This is a genomic window from Bacillota bacterium LX-D (assembly GCA_031628995.1).
Lineage (GTDB): Bacteria > Bacillota > DUOV01 > DUOV01 > Zhaonellaceae > JAVLUO01.
Genome location: JAVLUO010000002.1, coordinates 113,856 through 132,952 on the forward strand (window position 1 = coordinate 113,856; position 19,097 = coordinate 132,952).

17 protein-coding genes and 4 tRNA genes are annotated in these 19,097 nt (G+C 38.4%); 20 read left to right on the forward strand and 1 reads right to left on the reverse strand.

The genetic code is table 11. The annotated features are described in order from the left end of the window. The first annotated feature begins 1 nt into the window (after position 1). From RDV78_02985 to RDV78_02995, 3 genes are all read left to right on the forward strand, one after another. Positions 2-808 carry a pyruvate, water dikinase regulatory protein gene (locus RDV78_02985; GenBank protein ID MDS1029469.1) on the forward strand — a complete coding sequence of 269 codons (807 nt, stop codon included), beginning with the start codon at positions 2-4 and terminating at the stop codon, positions 806-808. Next, a complete protein-coding gene (gene ppdK / locus RDV78_02990) occupies positions 798-3,434 on the forward strand; it encodes a pyruvate, phosphate dikinase (protein MDS1029470.1) in 2,637 nt (878 codons plus the stop codon). Before RDV78_02985 ends, ppdK begins: the two co-directional genes overlap by 11 nt. A gap of 144 nt (positions 3,435-3,578) precedes the next feature. Further along, entirely contained in the window at positions 3,579-4,574 is a 996-nt protein-coding gene (locus tag RDV78_02995; GenBank protein MDS1029471.1) for a deoxyguanosinetriphosphate triphosphohydrolase, read from the forward strand. Here the strand turns inward: RDV78_02995 and RDV78_03000 are convergent. After that, positions 4,569-5,141, reverse strand: coding sequence for a hypothetical protein (locus RDV78_03000; GenBank protein ID MDS1029472.1), 573 nt, complete (start codon positions 5,139-5,141; stop codon positions 4,569-4,571). The genes RDV78_02995 and RDV78_03000 overlap by 6 nt on opposite strands. Before the next feature lie 169 nt (positions 5,142-5,310). Between RDV78_03000 and RDV78_03005 the strand changes: the two genes are divergently transcribed. The 17 genes from RDV78_03005 (at position 5,311) to RDV78_03085 (ending at position 19,034) form a co-directional block, all read left to right on the forward strand. Further along, on the forward strand, positions 5,311-6,294 hold the full coding sequence (locus RDV78_03005; GenBank protein MDS1029473.1) for a phosphodiester glycosidase family protein: 984 nt from the start codon (positions 5,311-5,313) through the stop codon (positions 6,292-6,294). A 16-nt stretch (positions 6,295-6,310) separates the two neighbouring features. Then, entirely contained in the window at positions 6,311-7,165 is an 855-nt protein-coding gene (locus RDV78_03010; protein ID MDS1029474.1) for a hypothetical protein, read from the forward strand. Positions 7,166-7,196: 31 nt separating this feature from the next. Next, on the forward strand, positions 7,197-7,322 hold the full coding sequence (locus tag RDV78_03015; protein ID MDS1029475.1) for a 2-phosphosulfolactate phosphatase: 126 nt from the start codon (positions 7,197-7,199) through the stop codon (positions 7,320-7,322). Between the two features lie 657 nt (positions 7,323-7,979). Further along, positions 7,980-9,776: a DNA primase gene (dnaG, locus tag RDV78_03020; GenBank protein MDS1029476.1), complete on the forward strand. Its 1,797-nt coding sequence runs from the start codon at positions 7,980-7,982 to the stop codon at positions 9,774-9,776. Between the two features lie 47 nt (positions 9,777-9,823). Then, entirely contained in the window at positions 9,824-10,924 is a 1,101-nt protein-coding gene (gene rpoD, locus RDV78_03025) for an RNA polymerase sigma factor RpoD (protein MDS1029477.1), read from the forward strand. Positions 10,925-11,001: 77 nt separating this feature from the next. Further along, positions 11,002-11,076: transfer RNA gene (locus tag RDV78_03030), tRNA-Asn, on the forward strand. A 4-nt stretch (positions 11,077-11,080) separates the two neighbouring features. Then, positions 11,081-11,155 (forward strand) — tRNA-Ile (locus tag RDV78_03035). A 75-nt stretch (positions 11,156-11,230) separates the two neighbouring features. Continuing rightward, positions 11,231-11,306 (forward strand) — tRNA-Glu (locus RDV78_03040). A 3-nt stretch (positions 11,307-11,309) separates the two neighbouring features. After that, a tRNA-Val gene (locus RDV78_03045) sits at positions 11,310-11,385 on the forward strand. Positions 11,386-11,446: 61 nt separating this feature from the next. Next, complete coding sequence (locus RDV78_03050) at positions 11,447-12,139, forward strand: class I SAM-dependent methyltransferase (GenBank protein ID MDS1029478.1); 693 nt, start codon at positions 11,447-11,449, stop codon at positions 12,137-12,139. A gap of 152 nt (positions 12,140-12,291) precedes the next feature. After that, positions 12,292-12,705 (forward strand): Rrf2 family transcriptional regulator, encoded by a 414-nt coding sequence (locus RDV78_03055; GenBank protein MDS1029479.1) that lies wholly within the window; start codon positions 12,292-12,294, stop codon positions 12,703-12,705. 64 nt (positions 12,706-12,769) lie between these two features. Continuing rightward, positions 12,770-13,318 (forward strand): NADH peroxidase, encoded by a 549-nt coding sequence (locus RDV78_03060; protein MDS1029480.1) that lies wholly within the window; start codon positions 12,770-12,772, stop codon positions 13,316-13,318. 220 nt (positions 13,319-13,538) lie between these two features. Continuing rightward, a complete protein-coding gene (locus tag RDV78_03065) occupies positions 13,539-14,285 on the forward strand; it encodes an ATP-binding cassette domain-containing protein (GenBank protein MDS1029481.1) in 747 nt (248 codons plus the stop codon). After that, entirely contained in the window at positions 14,266-15,192 is a 927-nt protein-coding gene (locus RDV78_03070; protein MDS1029482.1) for a SufD family Fe-S cluster assembly protein, read from the forward strand. Before RDV78_03065 ends, RDV78_03070 begins: the two co-directional genes overlap by 20 nt. A 167-nt stretch (positions 15,193-15,359) precedes the next feature. Continuing rightward, positions 15,360-15,866 carry a 4Fe-4S dicluster domain-containing protein gene (locus RDV78_03075; GenBank protein MDS1029483.1) on the forward strand — a complete coding sequence of 169 codons (507 nt, stop codon included), beginning with the start codon at positions 15,360-15,362 and terminating at the stop codon, positions 15,864-15,866. A gap of 3 nt (positions 15,867-15,869) precedes the next feature. Continuing rightward, positions 15,870-17,777, forward strand: a complete 1,908-nt coding sequence (gene cooS, locus RDV78_03080; protein MDS1029484.1) for an anaerobic carbon-monoxide dehydrogenase catalytic subunit — start codon at positions 15,870-15,872, stop codon at positions 17,775-17,777. Between the two features lie 15 nt (positions 17,778-17,792). Next, the gene (locus tag RDV78_03085) at positions 17,793-19,034 is read left to right on the forward strand and encodes an FAD-dependent oxidoreductase (GenBank protein MDS1029485.1); all 1,242 of its coding nucleotides are present in this window, start codon (positions 17,793-17,795) and stop codon (positions 19,032-19,034) included. The last annotated feature ends 63 nt before the right edge of the window (positions 19,035-19,097 follow it).

Here is a 19,097-nt window from a genome sequence, read left to right on the forward strand (position 1 = left end):
TATGGTTTATGTGATATCAGATGCCTTAGGTGAAACAGGGGAGTTAGTTGCCAAGGCTGCCATAAGTCAATTTAAAGATAAAGATATATCAGTAAGGCGTTTTCCATATGTCAACAGCAAGGAAGACTTAGCTGAAATAGTTGAAGAAGCAAGTAATTATAATTGCGTTATAGCTTATACTTTAGTTTGGCCTGAACTTGAGGACTATTTATTAAAACTGGCAGCTAAAGAAAATATTATGACGGTAAATATTCTGGGTCCTTTGATTGATACACTGGCTAAGGTTAATAATGTCCAACCTGTACTGGAGCCTGGTCTTGTTCGAAAAATGGATGAGCAATATTTTCGTAAAATAGACGCTGTGGAATTTGCTGTGAAATATGATGATGGAAAAGATCCCAAAGGTCTATTATTGGCCGATCTAGTTATAATCGGTGTTTCAAGAACCTCAAAAACGCCCCTAAGTATGTATTTAGCTCATAAACGGCTTAGAACTGCTAATGTGCCCCTAGTACCAGAAGCTGCTCTTCCCGAAGAATTGTTTCAAATTTCCCCTAACAAAATTTTTGGGTTAATTATAAACCAGGAACAGTTATATCAGATAAGGGGGGAACGTTTAAAAGCCTTAGGTTTAACTGGGAACGCTAGTTATGCTAGCATAGATAGAATCCAGCATGAGCTGGAATATGCCCAAAAAATAATGAATAAATTGGGTTGCCACATTATTGATGTAACTAACCGTGCTGTGGAGGAAACTGCCAGCAAGGTTTTGGATATTTATTATGAGGAGGAGCATAATGGCTACTAAAAAATATGTATACATGTTTAGCGAAGGCGACGCTTCCATGAGAGATTTGTTGGGAGGCAAAGGGGCTAACCTTGCCGAGATGACTAGGCTGGGTTTGCCTATTCCCCAAGGGTTTACTGTTACTACAGAAGCATGTAATAATTATTATGCCCAAAATCAGAAAATCTCATCGGAAATTATAAAACAAATTGAAGATGCCTTAGCTAAAGTAGAAGAAATTTCCGGCAAAAAATTTGGAGATGCCCAAAATCCATTATTAGTATCCGTTCGTTCCGGAGCTAGAGCCTCCATGCCAGGAATGATGGATACAATCTTAAATTTGGGATTGAATGATAAAGTGGTTGAGGGATTTGCAACTGCTACCAATAATCCTCGCTTTGCTTATGATTCTTACCGCAGATTTATCCAAATGTTTGCTGACGTAGTTAAAGGTGTAGCAAAATCAAAATTTGAATTAATTTTAGATGATATTAAAGAGCTAAAAAACGCAAAATTTGATACAGACCTAAATGAAAATGATTTGAAAGAAGTTTTTACTAAGTTTAAAGAATTGTATAAGCAAGAACTAGGTGAAGAATTTCCTCAAGATCCCAAAGTACAGTTAATCGAAGCTGTTACAGCAGTATTTCGTTCTTGGGATAACCCAAGGGCAATTGTGTATCGTAGGATGAACGATATACCTGGTGACTGGGGTACGGCAGTAAACGTCCAAATGATGGTCTTTGGCAATATGGGAGAAACATCAGGGACGGGAGTTGCATTTACTCGTAACCCTGCTACCGGTGAAAAGATGATTTTTGGAGAATATCTAATTAATGCTCAGGGTGAAGACGTAGTTGCTGGGATTAGGACTCCAAAATCCATTAAAACCTTAGAAAAAGACATGCCGGAAGTTTATAATGAATTTATGTCTATTGCGCAAAAACTAGAACAGCATTATAAAGATATGCAGGATATGGAATTTACTATTGAAAATAAAAAACTTTATTTCTTACAAACTAGGAATGGCAAAAGGACTGCTGCTGCAGCTTTAAAAATAGCGGTAGATTTATTTGATGAAGGAATGGTAACTAAAGAGGAAGCTATTCTCAAAGTTGACCCACGTCAGCTTGACCAACTCCTTCACCCATCTTTTGATCCTGACGCTTTAGAGGCAGCAAAACCTATTGCTAAAGGATTAGCTGCTTCACCTGGTGCTGCTGCTGGAAAAATATATTTTACAGCTGAGGAAGCAAAAGAAGCTCATAAAAAAGGAGAAAGAGTGATTCTAGTCCGTTTAGAAACTTCTCCTGAAGATATTGAGGGTATGGTCGCATCCCAAGGGATTTTAACAGTTAGAGGCGGAATGACTTCTCACGCTGCTGTTGTAGCCCGCGGCATGGGTACTTGCTGTGTTGCAGGCTGTGGTGAAATTGCAATTAACGAAGCAGCAAAATATTTTAAAGTAGGCCAAAAAACCTATCATGAAGGAGATTATATATCTCTTGACGGTTCAACAGGAAACGTTTATGGAGAAGATATTCCTACTGTAGAAACGAAAATATCCGGTGATTTTGCCAGATTCATGTCCTGGGCAGATGAACTAAGGACAATGCAGATTAGGACTAATGCAGATACGCCTAAGGATGCTAAAAATGCAGTAGCCTTTGGTGCCCAAGGTATTGGATTATGCCGGACAGAACACATGTTTTTTGAAGAAGACAGGATTCCTAAAGTAAGAAAAATGATTTTAGCTAATAGTGAAGAAGAGAGAAGAGCTGCTTTGTCTGAACTATTGCCTTTGCAAAAAAATGATTTTATCGGCATTTATGAGGCTATGGAAGGAAGACCTGTAACTGTACGTCTCTTAGACCCGCCATTGCACGAATTCTTACCCCATGAAGATGAGGATATTGCAGAGTTAGCTAAAGAAATGGGAGTTTCCTTTGAAGAACTAAAAGGCAAAGTGCAATCCTTACATGAATTTAATCCTATGATGGGCCATCGAGGCTGCCGTCTAGCTGTATCCTATCCCGAAATTGCTGAAATGCAAGCTAGAGCTATTATTGAAGCAGCAATATATGTCAAGCAAAAAGGCTACGATATCGTACCAGAAATCATGATTCCTTTAGTTGGTGAATTAAAGGAACTAAAATGTATTAAGGATATAGTAGAAAAAACAGCTTGTGAGGTAATTCAAGAAGCTGGTGTGGAATTAAGATACTTAGTTGGTACCATGATTGAAATTCCTAGAGCTTGCCTAATAGCAGACGAATTAGCTAGTGAAGCGGAATTTTTCTCTTTTGGCACTAACGATTTGACGCAAATGACTTTTGGTTTCTCCCGTGACGACGCAGGCAATTTCTTAGACCATTATTACGAGCGGAAAATATATGATTTTGACCCATTTGCCAGATTAGACCAAAAAGGTGTAGGGCAGCTGGTTAAAATGGCTGTGGAAAAAGGCAAATTAACAAGACCAGACATTAAATTAGGCATTTGCGGAGAGCACGGAGGGGATCCTTCTTCCATCGAGTTCTGTTATAAGGCTGGATTGAATTATGTTAGCTGTTCTCCTTACCGTGTACCAATTGCTAGGCTGGCTGCAGCACAAGCAGCAGTTCGTTTTAAAAAGGAACAATTATAACATAAATTTACTTGGCAGGTTATTAAAAGGAGGCTACAAGCCTCCTTTTGTAATTATGATGGAGAATATTCTAGCTAAGCCTAAAACTATGGATAAAGAGCTATCTAAGATTAAGCTAGGTGGAAAGTAAGGAGGTTAGATTTCATGCTCATACGAGAGCAAACGGAAAAAAATGAAGAACTAACCCTTTCTCCTTTAGCTGCCTTAAGTAAAGCAACAAAGGGAAGGGAAAAGCCTGAAGAACCTTGTAATATTCGTACCTGTTATCAGAGGGACAGAGATAAAATTATCCATTGTAAAGCATTTCGCAGATTGAGTCATAAGACACAGGTTTTCATAGCGCCGGAGGGAGATCATTTTCGGGCTCGCTTAACTCATACCTTAGAAGTGGCCCAAATTTCTCGAACAATTGCCCGGGCTCTAAGGCTTAATGAGGACTTAACTGAGGCCATAGCATTAGGGCATGATCTAGGTCATACACCTTTTGGCCATGCGGGGGAAACAGCATTAAATCAAGTTTTTCCCGAAGGCTTTAAACATAACGAACAAAGCTTGCGCGTAGTTGAGAAACTAGAGCAGGGCCAAGGGCTAAATTTAACTTGGGAAGTGCGGGATGGCATTCTAAACCATACTGGAGAAACACTGCCAGCGACATTAGAAGGTCAAATTGTTAGGATTTCCGACCGGGTAGCTTACATTAACCACGATATTGATGATGCTATTCGGGGAGGCATTATCCAAGCAAAGGATCTGCCTCAAGAATGTTTAGAGGTTCTTGGTTATAAACATAGCCAGCGAATTAATACCATGGTCATTGATTTAATCGAAAGCAGCGCCAATCAACCTCTAATTACCATGAGTCCTAGAGTAAAAGAGGCCACCGATTGCTTGCGTACTTTCCTTTTTAATTACGTTTACGTAGGCTCTTTAGCAAAAATTGAGGAAGAAAAGGCTAAAAAATTAGTCCAAACACTATATAATCACTACTGCCACCATCCGGAAAGTTTGCCTCAAGAATACCTGAAGAGAAGGGAATTTAGCTTGGAACGACGTGTATGTGATTATATCGCCGGAATGACCGATCGCTATGCAACAGCTCAATATACTAAATTATTCGTACCCATTGGATTTAAATTATAGCTTACCCTCTAGTTCCTCAAGTTTAAAAGGAGCATTTTCCCAGGTTACTTTAATTTTGTTTAACATGGGGGGAAATGCTTTTTCTTTGGTAAAAAGGGAAATACGCAAAACTTGCTGACTGTTATCCTTTTGCATAAAATACTCTTGAGCATAAACCCTGTTGCTGCTTTCCAGTACAGCAGACCAGTTTAAGAAAAAGCCGTGGTAGAAATTTGTTTTCACCGGAATACATTTATACTCTAAAAAATTAAATGAACTCTCCTCTTTACTGTTGTTTAAGAATTTTTGTAAATCTTTTATGTGCCAAAGCTGGATATAACCCCAGTAGTTAATATTTTTATCTTCCAGAAAGAGGCTGAAAAAAACTTCTTCTCCATTGCTGAATTCCGTCTTAAGTACAGTAGTACTTGGAATATTTATCGTTATTCCATACTGCTCGTTATAAAATTGTTTAAATTTTAAATTATTAGGTCGGGTTTGACTAGGCATATTTGCAGCTAAACTTAGGATAAAAACTGCCACTGCCAAAGTTAAAGTGGCTAAAAACCAAAATTTGCGATATCTCACTAAATAAGTCACTCCTTTCATCTACTAAAAATTTTATTTAGGGCAAAAAATTTTTATAACCGTCATAACTGTTTGTGGCAGAATATTTTAATAACTATACGCAGAAAAGTAATTGTGTGGTAATATCAGGTACGTAAAGCTTTATTAATGTATATGAGGTGGCAAATTAATGGGGAGAAAAAGAAAAAGTAGACATAAACATTATAGATTTAAGGGATTTAGAAGTTTAATTAGGTTTTTGTTGCTTAATGTATTAATATTTATGCTTACGTCCCCCTTTGTTATTTTGTATGGTCCTTTTCAAAATGTGCGCAACGCGGTAGTTGGCGCCGTTGCTACATCTATGCACCGATATTTGTTAAATTACTTTTTAAGTCCGGAGGAAATTGATAAGATCCTAGCTAATAGCCGCAATATTGTAGGTGATATTTCAGAAAAGCTATTTTACTTTAACAATAGCCACAGTGCCAAAATTAAATTTACGCAAATCAAAAGCAGTCGTTTTAAAGGCTATATACTGGAAATAAGTGACCCTACCCGCTTACAGGTTGGTGTTTCTAATGACCTAGGCCAAAGTGGTCAGACAACAAGCGAAATTGCCCGGCAGAACAAAGCCATTGCTGCGGTTAACGCAGGTGGTTTTGATGACCCTAATGGAACTGGTACAGGCAGGCTGCCAATAGGAGTAATCATTCACAACGGCTATTATATCGTAGGCGAAAATATTAAAGGTAAAGTTGATTTGGTAGGATTAAATCAAGATGGGATTTTAGTGGTAGGCAAATATACTGTGCAGCAAATGAAGGAAATGCAGATAAAAGAAGGAATTACCTTCGGCCCTCCCTTAATTATTAATGGACAAAAACAAATCACTAAAGGTGATGGGGGATGGGGAATAGGCCCTCGTACAGCTATTGGGCAGAAAAAAGATGGAACTATTCTGCTTTTGGTTATTGACGGTAGGCAGCCTCATTATTCTATCGGAGCAACCTTAGTGGATGTCCAAAATATTTTATTTGAAAATGGGGCTTATATTGCCGCTAATCTTGACGGTGGTTCCAGCGCTACTATGTTTTATCAGGATAAAGTTGTAAATAAACCATGCGATATACTTGGTGAGCGCTCAATACCTTCAGCTTTTATTGTAAAGTAGTGAGGTGAGTGAATAGATGAAAAATAAGTTTTTTTTATGGTTATTTTGTGCCCTGCTTATACAAGTAAGTGTTTATTTGTACCTGGACAGAATTTTATTTGCCCCGGAAATGGACTTTTCTCAGGAAACCATTAGTAAGGAATCTGGTAGCAGTGCCTCCAAAAATTATTCTTATAACAAAGACTATTATGCTCAAATTTCTGAAGGGAGTGTTAAATTTTATACTAAGAATCAAAAACTTGTTCAAGAAGTAAAACTTAGGGATAAGGAGCAGATTACCTATTTTTCTTGGCTGCCCCAAAGGAATCTAGCTTTAATTGGTTTGTCCTACGAAACCCGAGGCGGCACTACAGTAACTTTGAAACCAGTAAATCCAGAGTTAGATAGTCACCCGGCTAACCCTAAAATAGCTGGTTTAGGCAAAGGAGCACAAATAGTTGATGTAACTTACTCTACGCAAACCAATGTAATATACATGCTCGTTAAAAGTGGTAAAAATGCCTCCGTGTTCCGAACGGATGCCAATAACAATCTTGAACAGATGGATTTAAGTACCACTCATATTGGCAGAATTGACAATCTGCATAATGATGATATTTTATTGTACGATAATACTGATACGGGCCAAATTCATTGGGTTAGCAGGCACGGAAGTTCCAAGATAATTTCACCGGAAAATGGGAAATTTGCTTTATTAGGTGTTGATGAACATGATAATATTTATATTGGTAAATTAGCAGAAACGGAAAAAATATCAGAAATATATATTCAGAAAAGTAATGGCTTTTTTGTTTTATATAAAAAATTAGATTATGCATATCCTGTAGATGCAGTTAAAATAACTGCTGATGGAAACGTAATTTTAAGTTAAATTTAATTCTTTCAAGTCGGGTGATTAAAAATTGATTGATGTAATATTTTCCCCTGGAGCTATTGATAATACGCAGCTTCCGGCTAAATCTGTGGCGGTAATAGATGTTCTGCGGGCTACAAGTGTGATGATTACCGCCATAGCTAATAATTGCTAAAGGATCTTAGGAGTTATTTAGGAAATTCCCATGTACTTGTCTAAACATGCCAGGTATTTGGCTTCCTTGAGGCGGGAGGAAGATCTAGATTTTTGTGTACAGGTAAATAAATTTCCCATTGTTCCTGTTCTAATGGAAAATGTTCTTGTCAATGGGTAAAAAAAGAGCAAGGTTTTTCTTCGCTAGTCAAGCTATTCAGGCGGTGACTAAGTGCCTGACAGAAAACCTTGCTCTTTTTATATTTTAACCAACACCTAGTTAATTATACAAATTTGAGAAAAAAATAAAAAAAAGGCACTTTCACAGTGCCGGAAGAAAGGGAATTCAATTAAGGAAGAGATTCATTTGGCATTCATCAATTAAGAGTATATCATAGTCAGCTATAAAAGTATATACTTTCATATAGGTAATTTATTGATAAATATCTACATTGTTGTAATAAAATATAATTTTTGAGTTTTCTTTTATATTTGGCTTTTCAAAATAAGCAGGAAAATGTCTGATTTTATCGAATTAATAGCGAATGTTATATGTTTGTAACATGGTGTGCAGTATTCGCTCTTATTTGGTAGGGATTGTAAAGTCAAACGGAAAAGAAGGATTTATCCGACTTGTGGCGAATATTTGTTCTATGGTAGATATAAAGCGGTGGTAAATATGCAGTATACTAGTACAGAAATTATAGAACAAATAAGAAGCGCCACTGACATAGTTCATTTGATAAGTGAGTATGTATTGTTAAAGGAAAAAGGCAAAAACTTTCTAGGGCTTTGTCCATTTCATCAGGAAAAAACACCATCCTTTACAGTTAGCCCGGACAAACAAATTTTCCATTGCTTTGGCTGTGGTGCAGGTGGGGATGTTTTTTCGTTCATTATGCAATATGAACACTTAGAGTTTCCAGAGGCAGTTGAATTTTTAGCCAAAAAGGCAGGAATCGAAGTACAGGAAGAGAATAATTCTAAACTGCCAAAAAACAATTCTAAACTGCAGCGTCTTTTTGATTTGCATGTTTTGGCAGCTAAATTTTATGCCCATTTGCTATCAACGGATTACGGAAAAGAGGCTAAAGCATATTTAACTGAGCGAGGCTTAGATCAGGAGATATTGCAAAAATTCATGCTAGGTTATGCACCTGATAGCTGGAACGGATTCCTAAAACTGCTGCAAAGCAGAGGGTATACACCTGCAGAGGCTGTCCAGGCAGGGCTGGTTACTCCAAGAGAAAAAAGCAATGGCTATTACGATCGATTTCGCAGCAGGATAATGTATCCTATTTTTGATTTACGAGGCAGAATTATTGGTTTCGGAGGCAGGGTATTTAAGGGTGGAGAGCCAAAATACCTAAATTCCCCAGAAACAAAAATCTTCCAAAAGAAATTTAATTTGTATGGTCTTAAAGCTGCATTACCTGCTATACGGCAAACTGGAAAAGCTATCTTAATGGAAGGCTATATGGACGTTATAACTGCCCACCAATATGGTTTCACTAATGCTGTGGCATCCTTAGGCACAGCTTTTTCTAGGGAGCAAGCTCAGCTTTTGGCCAGATATGCCCAGGAAATAATCATTTCTTACGATTCTGACCAAGCGGGACAGCAGGCTACGTTACGCAGTATTGAAATATTGGAAGGAATAGAAGCCAAAATTAAAGTATTGGAAATACCTGCAGGTAAAGACCCGGATGAATATTTGCACAAAAAGGGAGCAGAAGAATTTGCCAAATTGCTGCAAAAAGCTGCTTCAGTTTTTGAATACAAATTGCAATTAGGGCTTAGTAACTACGATACATCGACAGTTGATGGCAAAACCCAATTAGTTAAAGCTTTGTTGCCGGAACTAATCAGAACTAAAAATAATATAGAAAGACAAGAATATATTAAGGTTATTGCAGCTAAACTTAGCTTAAATGAGGAAGCCATTTACTTAGAATTAAAAAAACAATATAAAATGCAGAAATTTGGGATTAAAGAGGATAAAAAAGTAAATTTTAGACATAATATCGATGGGAGTTTATATTATAATTCAGCAAAATTTAAGCCTGAACTTACTTTGTTGAAGATAGTTTTAAACCAGCCTGAATTAGTATTTTTGATTGAAAAAGAAATTAAGCAAGATTTTTTTAGCAGTCCTAGTTTTGTGCGAATACTTCAAGGTATTAAAGAAGCGTTGCTTAATTCTGAAGTAGCACCTAACCTAACTGCTATTTTAGAGTATATTCCTGAAGAAGAAAAAAAGATAGTACTTGCCTTGAGCACGAAAGATCTTAATTTTATCAACCAACAGGTAATTGAAGATACTATTAAAACAGTCAAAATAAATGGATTAAAAAAAGTAGAAGCAGAAACTCGTTCTAAAATATCTATGGCTGAAAAAGAAGGAAATTTAGATCTAGTTCTCGAACTTACATTACAATTAACTAGTTTACAAAAAGAGATACAAAGTTTAAAATAATAGTTTGAGTTCCTTGAGGATAAAGTTAGTGAAGGGGGGGATTTCTAGTGAAGGATAAAGAAAAGAAAATAGAATCAGTCAAAAAACTGATGGAAAAGGGCAAAAAACAGGGAGCCCTTTCGTATCGTGAAATTATGGATTCTTTGCAGGGCATAGAGCTTTCTTCCGAACAAATTGACGATATTTATGAACAACTTGGCAGCATTGGAATAGAAGTGATTCCCGATACTGGTGATTTAAACGAAGATCGTGACGAAAGTATCCAAAATATAGATGAGTCGGAAGAAATAGAACTTGATTTATCAATTCCGGAAGGAGTTGGAATTGATGACCCCGTTCGTATGTACCTCAAGGAAATTGGTCGGGTACCTCTCTTATCTGCTGAAGAAGAAGTTGAATTGGCCAAAAAGATGGGAGAAGGAGACGAAGAAGCAAAGAGAAGATTGGCTGAAGCTAATCTGCGCTTAGTAGTAAGTATTGCTAAAAGGTATGTTGGTCGAGGCATGTTGTTTTTAGATCTAATTCAAGAAGGTAATTTAGGTCTAATTAAAGCTGTAGAAAAATTTGATTATAAAAAGGGTTTTAAATTTAGTACTTATGCTACTTGGTGGATTAGGCAAGCCATTACCAGAGCAATTGCTGACCAAGCTAGAACAATTCGTATACCAGTACATATGGTAGAAACAATAAACAAGTTAATTCGGGTTTCCAGACAGTTGCTGCAGGAATTAGGAAGAGAACCAGCCCCTGAAGAAATTGCTAAAGAAATGGATATACCGGTAGATAGAGTCAGAGAGATTATGAAAATTGCTCAAGAGCCGGTTTCCCTAGAAACACCCATTGGAGAGGAAGAAGATAGCCATTTAGGGGACTTTATTGAAGATGAGGATGCACCGGCACCTGCTGAAGCAGCTTCCTTTATGCTGCTGAAAGAACAACTGGAAGAAGTATTGGATACCCTAACACCTAGAGAAGAAAAGGTACTGCGTCTAAGATTTGGATTAGATGATGGCCGCTCAAGAACTTTAGAGGAAGTTGGACAGGAATTTGGAGTTACCAGAGAGAGAATTCGTCAAATCGAAGCCAAGGCATTGCGTAAACTTAGACATCCAAGCCGTAGTAAAAAACTTAAGGATTATTTGGAGTAAGTTGGTAATAAAAAATTTAATAGTTCTATTGACTTCATTTTAAATAAATCGTATAATAAATAACGTCGCTGAGACGTTCCTCGATAGCTCAATGGTAGAGCACTCGGCTGTTAACCGAGTTGTTGTAGGTTCGAGTCCTACTCGGGGAGCCATTTTGGGCCTATAGCTCAGCGGTAGAGCTACCGGCTCATAACCGGTTGGTCCCTGGTTCGATCCCAGGTGGGCCCACCAATTTAGTATTTTGAAGTCAGATGTCTGAAATCGGAACTATTCTACTTCTGATTTCTGGCAACTGACTTACGTTCTGGCCCGTTGGTCAAGTGGTCTAAGACACCGCCCTTTCACGGCGGTAACAGGGGTTCAAATCCCCTACGGGTCACCAATAGGGCGATTAGCTCAGCTGGGAGAGCGCTTGCCTTACAAGCAAGATGTCGGCAGTTCGATCCTGTCATCGCCCACCATAAAAAAACCTCGCTTGAATTAAGCGAGGTTTTTTGCTTTTAACCCCATTGAAAGGAAGAGATGAAAATTATTAAACTGTCCCCACGCTTAAAAGCTATAGCAGATTTAATAGAACCAGGTAGGGCTGTTGCTGATATTGGCACTGATCATGCTTATTTACCTATATATTTAGTTCAACAAGGAATAGCGCCTAAGGCTGTGGCAGTAGACATTCATCAGGGGCCTTTTCAAAGTGCTGCGGATCAAGTCCGGCAGCAAAAACTCACAGATCTAATTAGTGTCCGTTTGGGTAATGGTTTGGAACCAATTAGTGTTGGTGAAATTGAAATGGCAGTTTTAGCAGGAATGGGCAGCGCTACTATCGAAAAAATTTTAGAGGCTAAACCAGATCTAGTTACTGACTTAAAACAGCTGGTGCTGCAGCCTATGGTTGGGATAGCTAATCTTCGCTTATGGCTTTCCCAAAATCATTGGAGAATAGATAAAGAAGTTTTAGTTGCAGATGAAAATCATATTTATGTCATTATTTCTGCAAAACCTGGAGAAGATAAACTAACGGATTGGCTTACTTTGGAACTAGGTCCGGTTATTTTAAGAGAAAAACCACCTCTGTTTGTACCTTATTTAGAGAAATTAATTGCAGATTTAACAAAAGTATTTATTTCATTGGAGAAAACAGAAAGTCAGGAAGGAAAAATCAAACAAAGTCAGATTGGGGGAAAAATAAAACTACTTCAGCAGTTTATTAAGTAGTACCTGTAATTCATTTCCATTGGAGTTTTGGAAATTTTATTATCAAAAGTTTGGCAAGATCTTCTTAATTGTAACAGTTGACAATAATTAACTTAGCATTTAATATAGAATTATAACTATACTATATTAGTAAACAATGAGCTGAGGACAAAATGCGTTTAAATCAAGCTACAGACTATGCAATGCGGGTAATTTTATATTTTGCCAGTAAGCCCCAAGGCCAGGTTGTGGAGGCTAAGCTAATTTCGGAACAAGAGCACATACCAATGCGCTTTTTGTTAAAATTTCTTCGACAGCTAGTAAAAGCGGGACTAATCAATTCTCACCGTGGAACCAACGGAGGTTATTCTTTAGCAAGGCCGGCTAAGGAGATTTCCATGCTTGATGTATTTGAAGCTATGGAGGGTCCTTTGAACATTAACCGTTGTTTATATTCTCCGGAAGAGTGCAGCAAAAAATTTGCTGGTAAATGCCCCGTCCATGAGGTCTTAGGAGAGCTACAAGGGCAAATGAAAATTTTTTTAGCTAAATATGACTTCGAGATGCTAAGTCAAAGGGTGAAATAATATTTCACCCTTTGCTTAAAACATAAACATTATCCTTAGAGTATACATTAAGGAGGAGAAATTAATGAAAAAATGGCGTTGTACAGTTTGCGGATATGTTCATGAAGGGGATACTCCCCCAGAAAAGTGCCCTCTTTGTGGCGCCCCAAGCGAAAAATTTGAGGAATTAAAAGAAGGAAATGGCCCAGATATAGTTGACTGGAACAAAATTGGAGTAGCCCAGGGTTCTGGCTTTGAAGAAGATTTGCGCAGACAGTTTCAAGGAGAGTGTATGGAAGTAGGTATGTACATAGCTATGGCTCGCCAGGCTGAGCGTCAGGGGTTTGGAGAAATTGCAGAAACAATGAAGCGCATTGCTTGGGAAGAAGCCCATCATGCTGCCAGGTTTGCTGAATTGCTGGGAGAAGTACTTACGGAAAGTACGGAAGAAAACTTGAAAAAATTAGTTGAAGGCGAAGCTGGAGCCAATCGAGCAAAAAAAGATATTGCAACAAGATCTAAGCAGCAAAATCAGGATGCTATTCATGATTCTATCCATGAAGCATGTAAGGATGAAGCAAGACATTGTATGGCCTTCTTTGGTTTATTAAATAGATATTTTCCCCAAAAGTAATAATTAAGTAAATAATAGTTTTCTTTTTGATAAGCAATTGGTTATATAATCAATTGCTTATTTGTCTGTCCACGATTAAGTTCAGTCTAGAGCGGCAAAAATAAATAAGTCTTAATTTTCCAAAAGGCTTTTTGACTTAAAAAGAAAGTGCTATAATTTTACCTTAGGGTAGTATTAATTTTTTGAGCTTTTGTGGAAGGCTTAAAGGGAGGAATGACCTTTGCTAGAGATTCGTAATTTATCTTTTACAGTTGAAGGAGAAAAGGGAAATGTTCAAATATTAAAAAATATTAATTTAACCCTAGAAAGCAATATGTTATACGTTTTAACCGGTCCTAATGGTGGGGGTAAATCTTCCCTTGCTAAAATCATCATGGGAATTTATCAGCCTACTTCCGGTCAAATTTTATTAGATGGACAAGATATTACAGATTTAGGAGTTACGGAACGGGCTCGTTTAGGGTTAGGTTATGCCTTTCAGCAGCCTCCTCGTTTTAAAGGACTAACTGTTGAAGATTTATTGGAAATTGCAGGCGGGAAAGATGCTAGAAACTGTAATCTCTTATATGATGTGGGCTTATGTCCCCAGGATTACATAGAGCGGGAAGTAGACGCCAGTTTGTCTGGCGGTGAACTAAAAAGGATTGAACTTGCAACTTTACTGGCTAGAGATTTAAAAGTTGCACTCTACGATGAACCTGAGGCAGGCATTGACCTATGGAGTTTTTCACGTTTGACTGAAACTTTTAAGAATATTCACGAAAAATATGCCACAACTTTGGTAATTATTTCTCACCAGGAAAGAATTTTAAACTTAGCTGACGAAATAATTTTAGTTACTGATGGAAGCATTCAGGAGAAAGGTAAGAAAGATGAAATATGGCCAAAGTTAATGCATCAAATTAACTGTACCTGCCGGGAAGATTGTATAGAGGGAGAGGATAAAGATGCCAAGTGTTATCGATAATGTAGATAAAAAAATATTAGAAACAGTAGCAGATATGCAGGAAATCCCCTCAGGGGCATACAATATCCGTAAAAATGGACAGGCTGTTGGCAGGCAATCTACGGAGAATATAGAAATTAGGCCTAAAGAAGATAAGCCTGGAATTGATATTATCGTTAAGCCTGGAACTAAAGGTGAAACAGTTCACATCCCTGTTATCTTAACAATCGAAGGAGAAGATGAGGTTTACAACACCTTCGATATTGGGGAAGGGGCAGATGTCCTTATTGTTGCAGGCTGCGGTATTCACAATTGCGGCAGCAAAAGAGCCCAGCATAATGGAATACATGATTTTATAGTTCGTAAAGGTGCTAAAGTGCGCTATGTTGAAAAACATTACGGGGAAGGGGAAGGCACTGGGGAAAGAATTTTAAACCCTACTACACTTGTCGAAATTGAAGAAGACGGAAGAGTAGAAATGGAAATGGTCCAAATCAGGGGAGTGGACAGTACCCAAAGAGATACTCGGGCCAAGCTCCATAAAAATACTTTCTTACTGATAACTGAAAGAATGTTAACTCACGGCAAGCAAACTGCCGAATCAAAAATAACCGTAGAATTATTTGGGGAAAACTCTTCCACCCAAATTATTTCCAGATCTGTTGCTCAAGATACTTCTGAACAAATTTTTTATCCTAGAGTTGTAGGATATACGGACTGCCGCGGCCATGTTCAATGCGATGCCATTATAATGCACGATGCTAAAGTTAGATCTATCCCTGAAATTTCCGCTCAACATGCTGATGCTCAGTTGGTTCACGAAGCAGCTATTGGGAAAATTGCCGGTGAACAGCTTATTAAATTAATGTCCTTAGGCTTATCGGAAAAAGAAGCCGAAGATAAAATACTGGAAGGTTTTCTTAAATAACATAAAAACTAAAGCATTTATGAATTGTAAAGTTCATAAATGCTTTTTAATAATTTGAAGATTTCGATTTTTCGATAAAATATTACAGATTCTTGCAGGAATATAATGTAAGACGTGTAATATTTTTATTTAGAAGACCTAGGTATCAATGAAAGGGGGGGGGATCTGTGAAACAGATTTTAGTTCGAACGGAACGCTGCCTAGGATGTAAGTCTTGCGAGCTGACTTGCAGTACAAAACATTCTCGGAGCAAAAATCTTTACGGTGCTGTTTTACAAGGAGAAAAACCAGTTAGGAGGGTAACTGTCGAAACTAATGGAGCTAAAACCTTGAATTTACCCATTCAATGTCGTCAGTGTCAGGATCCACGCTGCGTCAGTGCTTGTATGACTGGAGCAATGCAGTTGGATCAGGAAACAAACTTAGTAGTGAACAAAGAAGAAAAATGCGTTGGATGTTGGATGTGTGTCATGGTTTGTCCTTACGGAGCTATTACACCAGACGAAAAAGGAAAAACAGCTGTCAAATGTGATCAGTGCCTAGCAGAAGGTCATGACCCTGCCTGTGTTCAGGCATGTCCGACCAAGGCAATTCAATTTGTAGAAATTACCGACTTTGATAAACTCACTCATAAAGCTTTTTTAACTAGGTTTACTTCGGGAGAGGAGGCTTAATCTATGGAATACTTATCAAAAACAGTGGACCCTGCTGCTGAACAAATGCTTGTTAAAGCAAAGCAGGATCAGGTACAAACAGCTTGGGATCGTTATGAAGAGCAGCAGCCACAGTGTGGTTTTGGTTCTTTAGGCATTTGTTGCCGACATTGTGTACAAGGACCTTGCAGGATTGACCCTTTTGGTGATGGACCAAAATACGGTATTTGTGGTGCTGATGCTGATTTAATCGTAGCACGTAATTTATTGCGTCAAACGGCAGGTGGAGCTGCTGCCCATGTTGATCACGCTTACGAAGCAGTTGAAACTTTAGAGTTAGCGTGTCAAGATAATTCCCCTTATGAAATTAAAGATGAGGAAAAACTAAAAAGAGTTGCTTCAAAACTGGGAATAGGAACTGAAAATAAAAGTGCCAAAGAAATAGCTTTAGAAGTTGTAGAAACAGCTTATAAGGATTTTGCGAATCATTCAGCTAAGCCTTTCAAATGGTTAACAGCGACTGCACCTCAGGAAAGAGTAGAAGTTTGGGAAAAATTAGGTATACTGCCCCGTAATCCTGACCGGGAAATCAGGGAGGCAATGCACCAAACAACAATGGGTATGGATGCCGATCCCGTTAACTTAATCATGTCAACTGTTAAACAAGGTTTGGTAGATGGATATGCCGGGCTGCAGTTAGGTACAGATATTCAGGATATTATATTCGGCACTCCTACACCTGTAGCCACAGAAGCTAATTTAGGAGTTTTAAAAGCAGATCATGTCAATATTATTCTTCACGGACATGAACCTATGCTGGCCGAAAAAATTGTTGAGTGGGCTCATAAGTTGGAAGGAGAGGCTCTGGCACAAGGGGCTAAAGGTATCCAATTAGCCGGTGTGTGCTGCAGCGGTAATGAAGTATTAATGCGGCAGGGAATTCCTTTAGCAACTAATTTCTTAGCTCAGGAGCTGGTCATCGTCACGGGAGCTGTCGATGCTATGGTAGTAGATGTTCAGTGCATCATGCCTTCCCTGACTAGAGTAGCAGCTTGCTATCATACGAAAATATTTACTACTAAACCTATTGTTAAAATGCCAGGTGCCCAGCATATAGCATTCGATTTACAAGAGGCAGATGAAAAAGCCCGGGAAATTGTCCGCCAGGCTATTCAAAACTTTAGCCGCCGTGATCCTAGCAGAGTTGATATTCCTCAAATTAAGACTAAAGCAATGGGTGGATTTAGTGTTGAAGCTATAGTAGGTGCTCTAAGCAAGCTAGATGCTGCTAATCCCTTAAAACCTTTAGTTGACAATATAGCCAATGGAAATATCTTAGGTGCCGTTGGTACTGTAGGATGCAACAATGTTAAAGTTGTCCATGATTCTTTCCATGTTACTATGGTTAAAGAGCTAATTAAACATAATGTTTTAGTAGTATCCACAGGTTGTTCCGCTCAGGCCTTAGCTAAAGCTGGATTAATGTCTCCAGAAGGAACGGAAAAATATGCAGGGGAATCTTTAAAGGCAGTATTGACAGTTGTAGGGAATGCAGCAGGTTTAAATCGGCCTTTGCCCCCAGTGCTGCACATGGGCAGCTGTGTTGATAATTCAAGGATTGGAGATTTAGTAACTGCACTTGCTTCATATTTAAATGTTGCCATTAAAGATTTGCCTGTTGCTGCTTCCGCTCCAGAATATCAGCATGAAAAAGCTTTGGCCATTGGCACTTGGGCTGTAGCCCTAGGTTTGTTAACTCATTTGGGAGTTGTGCCTCCTGTCTTAGGTGGGAAAAAAGTTACGGAGATTTTGACCGGAGAAACTGCGGAAAAACTATTGGGCGGAAAATTCTATGTAGAAACAGATCCAATTAAGGCAGCCCATGGGTTAATTGAACATTTACGTTCCAAACGTAAAGCCCTGGGAATCTAAGTGGGGGTGCTGAATTTGCGCTATTTAATCATAGGAAATAGTGCAGCTGGAATTTTTGCTGCTGAAGCCATACGCCGTCAAGATCCTGAAGGCAGAATTGATATTCTTAGCGACGAAAGCTATCCCGCGTACGCACGCTGCATGACGTCATATTATTTAACGGGAAAGTATGCAGATGAAAAACTGTACCTGAGAAACCCTAGTTATTACCAGGATAACAACTTCAATTTGCATTTAAACGAGAAAGCCGTAGAAGTTTTAACTGAGAAAAATGAGCTAAAAACGGCAAAGGGTAAAACTTATAAATACGATAAGCTTTTAATTGCAACAGGAGCTTCTCCTAAACTACCTAAGATACCAAAAGTTCATAGCAATGGCATCTTCTGTCTAAGAACCTTAGATGATGCTAAAGGTATTTCCCGGTATTTAGGACCTGGGAAAAAAGCAATTGTCATTGGCGGTGGATTTGTTTCCTTAAAGGCAGCATATGCACTGCTAGAAAGAGGCATGTCTGTAACCTGCATTATTTCCTCAGGGCAAATACTGTCTCAAATGCTGGATAAAGGAGCTGCCGATATTGTTGCTGAACTATTAACAGCCCATGGTTTGGAAATTAAATATCATAACGATGTAGTAGAGTTTTTAACTCATCTAGATCAAACAGGCGCTGATGTAGTACATGGAGCACTCTTAAAAAGCGGAGAAGAATTAGCTGCTGATGTAGTTGTCATAGGTAAAGGTGTCAAGCCCAATCTGGATTTCTTAAGAGAAAGCGGTATAGTTATTGGGGAAGGTATCGTGACAAATGAATATATGGAAACAAATTTAGACGGTATTTACGCTGCTGGGGATGTGGCAGAAAGCTACGATTTAACTGTAGGTGAACACAGAATAAACGCTATTTGGCCCAATGCTGCTGAACAAGGTGCAATTGCCGGAAGCAATATGGCTGGTCAAAAAATAAAGTATGCCGGCTCCATGGGGATGAATTCTGCTACTTTCTATGATTTATCCACTATAGCTGCAGGGCAAACGAAAAAAGATGCCAGCACCGGCTTCGAAGTAGTGCAATTGAATTTAGGCCAAAATCTCTATCGCCGTTTCGTCTTTAAAGACGATAAACTAGTGGGATTTGTTTTAGTTGGAGATACAGGCAAAGCAGGGGTACTTACTTCCTATATTCGAGAGCAATTGCCTCTAGGCGATTTTAAAGAAGAATTAAAATTAGGAAAAATACGTCAGAAACTGCTTTTCTAGCCTAAATGTCAAGCCTTGCACAATTTTTTCAAGTTGACAAAAAATTAGTTCTAGAGCTAAAAT

Bases quoted from the DNA above. Each gene is read 5' to 3' on its own strand.
- RDV78_02985 (MDS1029469.1), top strand. From the start codon at position 2: ATGGTTTATGTGATATCAGATGCCTTAGGTGAAACAGGGGAGTTAGTT.
- ppdK (MDS1029470.1), top strand. From the start codon at position 798: ATGGCTACTAAAAAATATGTATACATGTTTAGCGAAGGCGACGCTTCC.
- RDV78_02995 (MDS1029471.1), top strand. From the start codon at position 3,579: ATGCTCATACGAGAGCAAACGGAAAAAAATGAAGAACTAACCCTTTCT.
- RDV78_03005 (MDS1029473.1), top strand. From the start codon at position 5,311: ATGGGGAGAAAAAGAAAAAGTAGACATAAACATTATAGATTTAAGGGA.
- RDV78_03010 (MDS1029474.1), top strand. From the start codon at position 6,311: ATGAAAAATAAGTTTTTTTTATGGTTATTTTGTGCCCTGCTTATACAA.
- dnaG (MDS1029476.1), top strand. From the start codon at position 7,980: ATGCAGTATACTAGTACAGAAATTATAGAACAAATAAGAAGCGCCACT.
- RDV78_03050 (MDS1029478.1), top strand. From the start codon at position 11,447: ATGAAAATTATTAAACTGTCCCCACGCTTAAAAGCTATAGCAGATTTA.
- RDV78_03055 (MDS1029479.1), top strand. From the start codon at position 12,292: ATGCGTTTAAATCAAGCTACAGACTATGCAATGCGGGTAATTTTATAT.
- RDV78_03060 (MDS1029480.1), top strand. From the start codon at position 12,770: ATGAAAAAATGGCGTTGTACAGTTTGCGGATATGTTCATGAAGGGGAT.
- RDV78_03070 (MDS1029482.1), top strand. From the start codon at position 14,266: ATGCCAAGTGTTATCGATAATGTAGATAAAAAAATATTAGAAACAGTA.
- cooS (MDS1029484.1), top strand. From the start codon at position 15,870: ATGGAATACTTATCAAAAACAGTGGACCCTGCTGCTGAACAAATGCTT.